Origin of the sequence: Pseudomonas sp. (genome assembly GCF_032058845.1) — a bacterium.
Classification (GTDB): domain Bacteria; phylum Pseudomonadota; class Gammaproteobacteria; order Pseudomonadales; family Pseudomonadaceae; genus Aquipseudomonas.
In genome coordinates this window covers 39,756-48,023 of the sequence record NZ_DAMCCR010000024.1, presented here as the reverse complement: position 1 = coordinate 48,023, position 8,268 = coordinate 39,756, and the positions used below count along the sequence as shown (strand labels likewise).

Here is an 8,268-nt window from a genome sequence, read left to right as displayed (position 1 = left end):
GGCGGCCCGCATCCAGGCGGATCGAGCGGCGGCAGCGTTTGGCCAGGCGCTCATCGTGGGTGACCAGTACCAGGGTGGTGCCGCGTTCCTGGTTGAGCTCGAACAGCAGGTCGCTGATGCGCTCGCCGGTCAGGCTGTCGAGGTTGCCCGTCGGCTCATCGGCAAACAGCACCGAGGGTTGGGCGGCAAAGGCCCGGGCGATGGCCACCCGTTGCTGCTCGCCGCCCGACAACTGGCGCGGCGTGTGGCTCAGGCGCTGGCCCAGGCCGACGCGCTGCAGCAGCTCACTGGCGTGTTCGCGCGCATCGCGCCGGCCTTCAAGCTCCAGCGGCAGCATGACGTTCTCCAGCGCGTTGAGGCTGTCGAGCAACTGGAACGACTGAAACACGAAGCCGACGTGTTCGGCGCGGACCTGGGCGCGCTGGTCTTCATCGAGCGGGGCGAGGTCCTTGCCGGCCAGGATGACCGTGCCGGCGCTGGGCCGGTCAAGGCCGGCGAGCAGGCCGAGCAGGGTCGATTTTCCCGAACCCGAGGCGCCGACGATGGCCAGGCTGTCGCCCTCGGCCAAGGTCAGTGACAGTTCGTGGAGAATGGTCAGCTCGCCTTCCGCGCTGGTGACCACTTTGCTAAGGTTCTGCGCAACGAGAATGCTGGGGCCCATGGAGAATCCAATGCGAAGAGGGTGGTTGAGTGTCGGTCTGGTCCTGTGTTGTCTGGCTCAGACTGCGGTGGCGGGAACGTTGCTGGTGGTCGGCGATAGTATCAGCGCCGGTTTTGGCCTGGATACCGGCAAGGGTTGGGTAACCCTGCTGCAGAAACGCCTCAAGCAAGAGGGTTTCGATACCCAGGTCGTCAACGCCTCCATCAGTGGTGACACCAGCGCCGGCGGCCAGGCCCGCCTGCCAGCGCTGTTGCAGGCACACAAGCCAACGTTGGTGGTGGTGGAACTGGGCGGCAACGATGGCCTGCGCGGGCAGCGTCCTGATCAATTGCAACAAAATCTTGCCTCGATGATCGACAAGGCCCGCGACAGTGGCGCCAAGGTGGCCCTGCTGGGCATGCGCCTGCCGCCCAACTACGGCGTTCGCTACACCACCGCGTTCGCTGCTGTGTATTCGGACCTGGCCAAGGCCAAGGACGTTCCGCTGGTGCCGTTTTTCCTGGAGGGGGTCGGTGGTGTGCCTGAATTGATGCAGGCCGACGGCGTACACCCAGCCCTGGGTGCCCAACAGCGCCTGCTGGACAACGCCTGGCCAATCATTAAACCGCTGCTTTGACGCTTTAATCGGGGGTGGCTTTCGGCTAAAGTTGCGCCCCCGTTTCGAGTGCCCCCAATGCCGCGCCCTGCCTGGTCCCTGTTCGCTTACCAATTGATCGAGCCTGATGAGCAACTCGATCTGTTCGCCTGTCAGGAAGTCCGTGTCCACCTTGTCACTCGCCAGCTCGAACTCGGTGCGCCGGCCGACCGTACCCTGTGCGGCAGCCTGCTGCCGGCGCAGCCACGCTGGTCGGTGGCAACCCGCAGCCTCTATCGCGACCAGCGGCTGTGCCAGCTGTGCAAAGCCATCCTGCTGGCCCAGCGGGGCGGTACGCGGCCGGTCTGGCCACTGCTCTGAGCGCCTTTCATCATCTGCCCACGGCTGCACGAGCGCGCGCCTCCCGCTCCCCGTGGCGCGCGTGTACACTTGCCTGTCTTGAACCCGATTGCCAAGGATCCACTGGATGTCGCCGCGCTTTCCTGTCGTTGCCCGTTGCCTGACTCTGGCCGCCCTGCTGGTTGCAGGCCCCGCTGTCGCGCTGGAACTGCCATTACCACCGCCAGGTGAAGATGTGGTGGGCCAGGTGCGCACGGTCACCGCCAAGTACGAAGACACCTTCGCCGATATCGCCACGGCCAATGACCTGGGTTACCTGGAAATGATCGCGGCCAACCCGGGCGTCGATCCCTGGTTGCCAGGCGCTGGCACCGAAATCATCCTGCCCACCCGCTACGTGCTGCCACCCGGCCCGCGCGAAGGGGTGGTGATCAACCTGGCCGAGTACCGCCTGTACTACTACCCCAAAGGCGAAAGCGTGGTGTACACCTTCCCGCTGGGGATCGGCCGTGAGGGCTGGGGTTCGCCAATCGCCAACACCAAGATCATCGCCAAGACACCGAATCCGACCTGGACCCCACCTGCCTCCATCCGTGCCGAGCACGCCGCCGATGGCGATATCCTCCCGGCCGTGGTGCCGGCAGGCCCTGACAACCCGCTTGGGCCATTCAAGTTCACCCTGGGTGTTCCGGGCTATCTCATTCACGGCTCGAACAAGAAGTTCGGCATTGGCATGCGCACCAGCCACGGTTGCTTCCGCATGTTGAACAACAACGTGCTGCAACTTTCGGGGCTGGTTCCGGTGGGCACCTCGGTGCGCATCATCAACGAGCCATACAAGTTTGGCGTCAGTGCCGGCAAGGTCTATCTCGAGGCGCACACGCCGCTGGACGAGAGTGGCAATCCGTCGGTGGTCGACAAGCACACGGCGGTGATCAATGCCTTGCTCAAGCGTGAAGACCTGGCCAACAGCCTGCAGATGAACTGGGACATGGTGCGTGATGTGGTCGCTGCCGAAGATGGCATGCCGGTGGAGATCGCGGTGCCTTCGGCCCATGGCGGCGTGGCGGCAGGGGATAACGGTCTTCCGCCCGAACTGCAATAAGCGCGCTTGCGCGTGATCAGCCCGCCCTGTGCGGGCTTTTTTTTCACGCGGGCTTTTCTACAGGCAATAAAAAGCCGATCCGGCAAGGGATCGGCTTAACAATAATCCGTGAGGATTATTACTTGCGGCTGGCTTTGTCCAGCATACGCAGAGCGCGCTCGTTGGCTTCGTCAGCAGTTTGCTGAGCCTTCTGAGCAGCGGCCATTGCGTCGTCAGCTTTGCGGTAAGCTTCGTCTGCACGGGCTTGAGCGCGAGCTGCTGCGTCTTCGGTAGCGGTCAGGCGAGCTTCGGTTTCTTTGGTGACGCTGCTGCAACCGGTAGCCAGAACTGCGGCCAGAGCCAGAGCAGAGAATTTCAGAACGTTGTTCATCGTGTTCCCCTTCAAGGACTTTATATCTATTAAATAGAGCCATCTCTCGAAATGAGAAACTGGCCGGCGTACATAGTACCCATTACTTGTAGTAAGTAAACTGACTGAACGCAAGAAGCCTTAAAAAAATCTGCTGGCCTCGTCGGCGTATCAGGGAACAGTCATGGCACCTTGAGCCCACAGGGGCTGAAGGCACTTAAGCAGTAACTTTTCCGTTGAACTAAGGGTGACTTTTCCTGTCCTCCAGCGTCTACGCTTATTGAATATCCCGCCGATCTTTGCATGATTCAGCGCGAGCCCGTTCGCTTTAATATTTGCCGGTCACGGCTTGAGTAACCCGTTGCACAACGCCTACTATTCAAGCGTTGCGCTTGGCAGAACGATTGTGCAAGTTGCGCTGTCGAATGCGCAACGGGGGCGCGGAGGCGGTCCAGCCGTCATTACCCTATCGATAAGGCGAAGGTCTGCCAGAAGACCTGCAAGGAGCTGTGATGAGTGAAGCGTTGACCATCCACCATGACCAGGCCGGTCATCAGTTCGAGACCAATGTGGACGGTCACCGGGCCTACCTGACGTACATGGACCTGGGCAAGCAGACGCTGGACATCTATCGCACCTTCGTACCCAACGCCCTGCGCGGTCGCGGTATCGCCGCCGCCTTGACCGAGCAGGCACTGGCCTACGCCGAACAGATGGGCTACACCGTCATCCCGTCATGTTCCTATGTAGAACGCTACATGGAGCGCCAGCAGCGCCACTCCAGCAAAGCGTGAATCGACGCTGTGAGAACGCCGGGCATTGCCTGTAATGCTGTTTGCTTGAGCGACTAGGGCCGCGTTGCGGCCCATCGCGGCTGAAGCCGCTCCCACACGCCGTCGCGGCTCAAGCTGCTCCCACACGCCGTCGCGGCTCAAGCTGCTCCCACATGCCGTCGCGGCTGAAGCTGCTCCCAAACGCCATCGCGGCTAAAGCCGCTCCCACAGCGTAGGCATAGCCTGTGGGAGCGGCTTTAGCCGCGATGGGCTGCAAAGCAGCCCCAGGTCATATCAATTCAGCTTGAGTGAACACCATTACGGGCATTGCCCGGCGTTCCTGTGTCTGTGCCAATGATCAGCCGCGCTGGCGCTTGGGCAGCACATCCTTGAGCTTGACGTGCATGCTGCGCAGGGCAGTCTCGGTGGCCGCCCAGTCGATGCAGGCGTCGGTCACCGACACGCCGTATTGCAGGTCTTCGAGGTTCTTCGGAATGGACTGGGCGCCCCAGTTCAAGTGGCTTTCCACCATCAGACCGATGATCGACTGGTTGCCTTCCAGAATCTGGTTGGCCACGTTGTCCATCACCAGCGGCTGCAGGGCCGGGTCCTTGTTGGAGTTGGCGTGGCTGCAGTCGACCATTATGTTCGGCTTGATCTTGGCCTTGGCCAGGTCCTGTTCGCACAGGGCAACGCTGACCGAGTCGTAGTTGGGCTTGCCGTTGCCACCGCGCAGTACCACGTGGCCGTAGGCATTGCCCTTGGTGGTGACGATCGACACGCCGCCCTGCTGGTTGATGCCCAGGAAGCGGTGCGGCTTGGACACCGACTGCAAGGCATTGATGGCCACGGTCAGGCCGCCGTCGGTGCCGTTCTTGAAGCCGACGGCCGAGGACAGGCCGGAGGCCATTTCACGGTGGGTCTGCGATTCGGTGGTGCGTGCACCGATGGCCGACCAGCTGATCAGGTCCTGCAGGTACTGAGGCGAGATCGGATCCAGCGCTTCGGTGGCGGTGGGCAGGCCTTGCTCGGCGAGGTCCAGCAACAGTTGCCGACCGATGTGCAGGCCATCCTGGATCTTGAACGAGTCGTCCAGGTACGGATCGTTGATCAGGCCCTTCCAGCCGACGGTGGTGCGTGGCTTCTCGAAATACACCCTCATGACCAGATACAGCGTGTCCGACACTTCTTCAGCCAGCACCTTCAAACGCTCGGCGTAGGCATGGGCGGCCTTGAGGTCGTGGATCGAGCAGGGGCCCACCACCACGAACAGGCGATGGTCCTTGCCGTCGAGAATGTTGCGCACCACTTCACGGCCTTTGGTCACGGTGTCCAGGGCCTTGCGGCTGAGGGGGATTTCTTTCTTGAGCTGATCGGGGGTGATCAGCGTGTCGTTGGAGGCGACGTTGAGGTCATCGATCGGTAAATCAGCCATCGTGTTACTCGTCAGGTCACGGGTGCCGGCCGCCAGCAACCCCGTACGGCCCAGCAGCAGATTGTTCGCAGCGGGGGAGGGCCGAACCTTAGCGCGTTAACGGGGCCTGCGACAATGGGCAAACCCCGACCGCCGTGGGGTTTTTGCAGGGCTGAGCGCTGGGTCGTTGCCCCAAACGCCATGCCGGGCTCGAACTCGGCCTGGTCTGCGTGCCAAGATGGCCGCTGTCAAAGCCCCCTGGAGTAGCGGATGACGTCCACCCCTGTACGTATCGGTATCATTGGCAGCGGCGCCATTGGCGGCTTCTACGGCCTGATGCTGGCCCGCGCCGGCTTCGATGTGCATTTTCTGTTGCGCAGCGACTACGCCCGCGTGCGCGAGCAGGGCCTGACGCTCGACAGCGCCGTGCACGGCGCGGTGTCGATGAAGGTGCAGGCCTATGCCAACGCGGCCGACCTGCCGCCGTGCGACTGGTTGCTGATCGGCGCCAAGGCCACCAGCAATGCCGAGTTGGCCCCGCTGATCGTGCAGGCCGCAGCCCCTGGCGCCAAGGTGCTGTTGCTGCAGAACGGCCTGGGTGTGGAAGAGCAACTGCGCCCGGCGCTGCGCGAGGACATGCACCTGCTCGGTGGGTTGTGTTTCATCTGCGTGAGCCGCCAGGCGCCCGGTATCATCCGCCACCAGGCATTGGGCGCGGTGAATGTGGGCTACCACAGTGGCCCGGCCGCAGACGATGAGCGCCTGGGTATCGTCGCTGACGCTGCGCAGCTGTTCCACGCCGCAGGTCTTGACTCCCAGGCGATGGACGACCTGGGTCTGGCGCGCTGGCAGAAGCTGGTCTGGAACGTGCCCTACAACGGCCTGTCGGTGTTGTTGCGCGCCAGCACCACGCCGTTGATGGGCGATGCCGACAGCCGCGCGCTGATCCAGGCGCTGATGGGCGAGGTGGTGCAGGGCGCGCAGGCCTGTGGTCATGCAGTGGACGACGACTATGCCAGCCACCTGCTGCGTGTCACCCAGCAGATGCCCGACTACTGGCCCAGCATGTACCACGACCATGTGCAGCAACGACCGCTCGAACTGCAGGCGATCTATGCCGAGCCACTGGCGCGTGCCCGCGCGGCCGGTTGCCAGTTGCCGCGCATCGAGGCCCTGTACCAGGCGCTGTCATTCATCGATCGGGCCAATCGGCAGGGATGATTCGGGCTCTGCCTGCCTCGTCTGCGCGTCGTGCCACGCGGCCCTGCGACCGCGTGAGGCGCTGCTAAGCTCAACCGTGCCCTGCCGCTGTGGCAGTCGAGGAGGCCGAATGATTCGTTCCCTGCTGTACGCCAGCGACCTCGGCGTGTATGCCCCTTTCGTGATGCAGCACGCGCTGGCCATGGCGCGTACGTTCGATGCCAGCCTCTATGTCATTCATGCGGTAGAGCCCATGGGCCAGTTTGCCGAATCGTTGCTGCAGAGCTATCTGGACGAGCGCACCCTGGACCAGTTGCACAGTCAGGGCGTCAACACCGTGCTGGCCACCATCGAGCAGCGGGTGCTCGAGAACTTTCGCGATGAACTCGGCGAGGCCGCCGATCTGGCGCTGATCAAGGCCGTACGCGTACGCCAGGGCGATCCGGCGCAGGTGATTCTCGATCAGGTGGAGCGGGTGCAGGCCGATTTGCTGATCTTCGGCAGCCACAGTCATGGCGCCGGTGTGGATGTGCCGATTGGCCGGACCGCTGTGCGTTTGTTGCAGCTGTCGACGGTGCCGGTCTACATGGTTCCGCTCTCGCAACACCTTGGGCGTAGGAAGTCTTGAATCTATTTGTCAGTCATTTCCCTCGCGGCCTGATGAAAAGTTCTAGATTTGTAGGTTTAACCACTAATATAGTTATAAACCGTCACCACCCGCTGCTGACCCAACGCGATTCGAGGGACATCTATGAAGCTTCAACAACTGCGCTACATCTGGGAGGTGGCGCACCACGATCTCAACGTGTCTGCCACGGCGCAGAGCCTGTACACCTCTCAACCCGGGATCAGCAAACAGATTCGCCTGTTGGAGGATGAGTTGGGGGTCGAGGTCTTTGCCCGCAGCGGCAAGCACCTGACCCGCGTGACCCCTGCTGGCGAACGCATCATCACCACCGCCGGTGAAATTCTGCGCAAGGTCGAAAGCATCAAGCAGATCGCCCAGGAATTCTCCAACGAGAAGAAAGGCACGCTGTCGATCGCCACCACCCACACCCAGGCGCGGTACGCCTTGCCACCGGTGATCAGCGGGTTCATCAAGCAGTACCCGGATGTGGCCCTGCACATGCATCAGGGCTCGCCCATGCAGATCGCCGAGATGGCGGCCGATGGCACCGTCGATTTCGCCATCGCCACCGAGGCGCTGGAGCTGTTCAACGATCTGATCATGATGCCCTGCTACAAATGGAACCGCTGTGTGGTGGTGCCCCAGGGCCATCCGCTGAGCAAGCTGCCCAAGCTCACCCTGGAGGCGCTGGTCGAATACCCGATCGTGACCTACGTGTTCGGTTTCACCGGCCGCTCCAAGCTCGATGAAGCCTTCAGCCATCGTGGCCTGACGCCGAAGGTGGTCTTCACCGCGGCCGATGCCGACGTGATCAAGACCTACGTACGGCTGGGCCTGGGCGTGGGCATCGTGGCCGGCATGGCGGTCGATGCCAAGCTCGACAATGACCTGGTGGCCCTGGACGCCAGCGAGCTGTTCGAGCCGAGCATCACCAAGATCGGCTTCCGCCGTGGCACCTTCCTGCGCGGCTTCATGTGCGACTTCATCGAGAAGTTCGCCCCGCACCTGACCCGCGAGGTGATGGCCAAGGCGATCCAGTGCCATAACAAGCAAGAGCTCGAGGCGCTGTTCGAAGGCGTTGAGTTGCCTGTGCACTGACTGACACCGGTCTGAAAAGCCGCTCTGCGAGGCTGATGTCGATCAGTTCGTAATCGGCGCCGCCGCCCTGACTCAAGCGACGCTTAACGCCAGGCACATAACCGAC

General features: G+C 62.5%; 10 protein-coding genes. 7 read left to right on the top strand and 3 right to left on the bottom strand.

The window, feature by feature from the left end:
* On the bottom strand, positions 1-661 hold a 661-nt coding region (locus RT028_RS07210), incomplete at its 3' end, for an ABC transporter ATP-binding protein (protein ID WP_312933983.1).
* A 10-nt stretch (positions 662-671) separates the two neighbouring features.
* Between RT028_RS07210 and RT028_RS07205 the strand changes: the two genes are divergently transcribed.
* The 3 genes from RT028_RS07205 to RT028_RS07195 all read left to right on the top strand — a co-directional run bounded on the left by RT028_RS07205 (position 672) and on the right by RT028_RS07195 (position 2,700).
* A complete protein-coding gene (locus RT028_RS07205) occupies positions 672-1,277 on the top strand; it encodes an arylesterase (RefSeq protein WP_312933981.1) in 606 nt (201 codons plus the stop codon).
* Positions 1,278-1,334: 57 nt separating this feature from the next.
* On the top strand, positions 1,335-1,616 hold the full coding sequence (locus tag RT028_RS07200; RefSeq protein WP_312933979.1) for a hypothetical protein: 282 nt from the start codon (positions 1,335-1,337) through the stop codon (positions 1,614-1,616).
* 106 nt (positions 1,617-1,722) lie between these two features.
* The gene (locus RT028_RS07195) at positions 1,723-2,700 is read left to right on the top strand and encodes a L,D-transpeptidase family protein (RefSeq protein ID WP_312933977.1); all 978 of its coding nucleotides are present in this window, start codon (positions 1,723-1,725) and stop codon (positions 2,698-2,700) included.
* A gap of 118 nt (positions 2,701-2,818) precedes the next feature.
* Here RT028_RS07195 and RT028_RS07190 read toward each other — a convergent pair whose 3' ends face one another.
* A complete protein-coding gene (locus RT028_RS07190) occupies positions 2,819-3,070 on the bottom strand; it encodes an Lpp/OprI family alanine-zipper lipoprotein (RefSeq protein WP_312933975.1) in 252 nt (83 codons plus the stop codon).
* Positions 3,071-3,561: 491 nt separating this feature from the next.
* Between RT028_RS07190 and RT028_RS07185 the strand changes: the two genes are divergently transcribed.
* Positions 3,562-3,843 (top strand): GNAT family N-acetyltransferase, encoded by a 282-nt coding sequence (locus RT028_RS07185; RefSeq protein WP_016714752.1) that lies wholly within the window; start codon positions 3,562-3,564, stop codon positions 3,841-3,843.
* Positions 3,844-4,180: 337 nt separating this feature from the next.
* Here RT028_RS07185 and RT028_RS07180 read toward each other — a convergent pair whose 3' ends face one another.
* Positions 4,181-5,257 (bottom strand): 3-deoxy-7-phosphoheptulonate synthase, encoded by a 1,077-nt coding sequence (locus RT028_RS07180; RefSeq protein ID WP_312933972.1) that lies wholly within the window; start codon positions 5,255-5,257, stop codon positions 4,181-4,183.
* A 249-nt stretch (positions 5,258-5,506) separates the two neighbouring features.
* On the opposite strand from RT028_RS07180, the gene RT028_RS07175 reads away from it, so the two are divergent.
* From RT028_RS07175 to cysB, 3 genes are all read left to right on the top strand, one after another.
* Complete coding sequence (locus RT028_RS07175) at positions 5,507-6,457, top strand: putative 2-dehydropantoate 2-reductase (RefSeq protein WP_312933970.1); 951 nt, start codon at positions 5,507-5,509, stop codon at positions 6,455-6,457.
* A 109-nt stretch (positions 6,458-6,566) separates the two neighbouring features.
* Entirely contained in the window at positions 6,567-7,064 is a 498-nt protein-coding gene (locus tag RT028_RS07170) for a universal stress protein (protein WP_312933968.1), read from the top strand.
* Positions 7,065-7,187: 123 nt separating this feature from the next.
* Positions 7,188-8,162, top strand: coding sequence for an HTH-type transcriptional regulator CysB (gene cysB, locus RT028_RS07165; RefSeq protein WP_312933966.1), 975 nt, complete (start codon positions 7,188-7,190; stop codon positions 8,160-8,162).
* Positions 8,163-8,268 lie beyond the last annotated feature (106 nt).

Excerpts from the sequence above, each read along its gene's own strand:
- RT028_RS07195 (WP_312933977.1), top strand. The coding sequence starts at position 1,723 with ATGTCGCCGCGCTTTCCTGTCGTTGCCCGTTGCCTGACTCTGGCCGCC.
- cysB (WP_312933966.1), top strand. The coding sequence starts at position 7,188 with ATGAAGCTTCAACAACTGCGCTACATCTGGGAGGTGGCGCACCACGAT.
- RT028_RS07200 (WP_312933979.1), top strand. The coding sequence starts at position 1,335 with ATGCCGCGCCCTGCCTGGTCCCTGTTCGCTTACCAATTGATCGAGCCT.
- RT028_RS07190 (WP_312933975.1), bottom strand. The coding sequence starts at position 3,070 with ATGAACAACGTTCTGAAATTCTCTGCTCTGGCTCTGGCCGCAGTTCTG.
- RT028_RS07170 (WP_312933968.1), top strand. The coding sequence starts at position 6,567 with ATGATTCGTTCCCTGCTGTACGCCAGCGACCTCGGCGTGTATGCCCCT.
- RT028_RS07205 (WP_312933981.1), top strand. The coding sequence starts at position 672 with ATGCGAAGAGGGTGGTTGAGTGTCGGTCTGGTCCTGTGTTGTCTGGCT.
- RT028_RS07180 (WP_312933972.1), bottom strand. The coding sequence starts at position 5,257 with ATGGCTGATTTACCGATCGATGACCTCAACGTCGCCTCCAACGACACG.
- RT028_RS07175 (WP_312933970.1), top strand. The coding sequence starts at position 5,507 with ATGACGTCCACCCCTGTACGTATCGGTATCATTGGCAGCGGCGCCATT.
- RT028_RS07185 (WP_016714752.1), top strand. The coding sequence starts at position 3,562 with ATGAGTGAAGCGTTGACCATCCACCATGACCAGGCCGGTCATCAGTTC.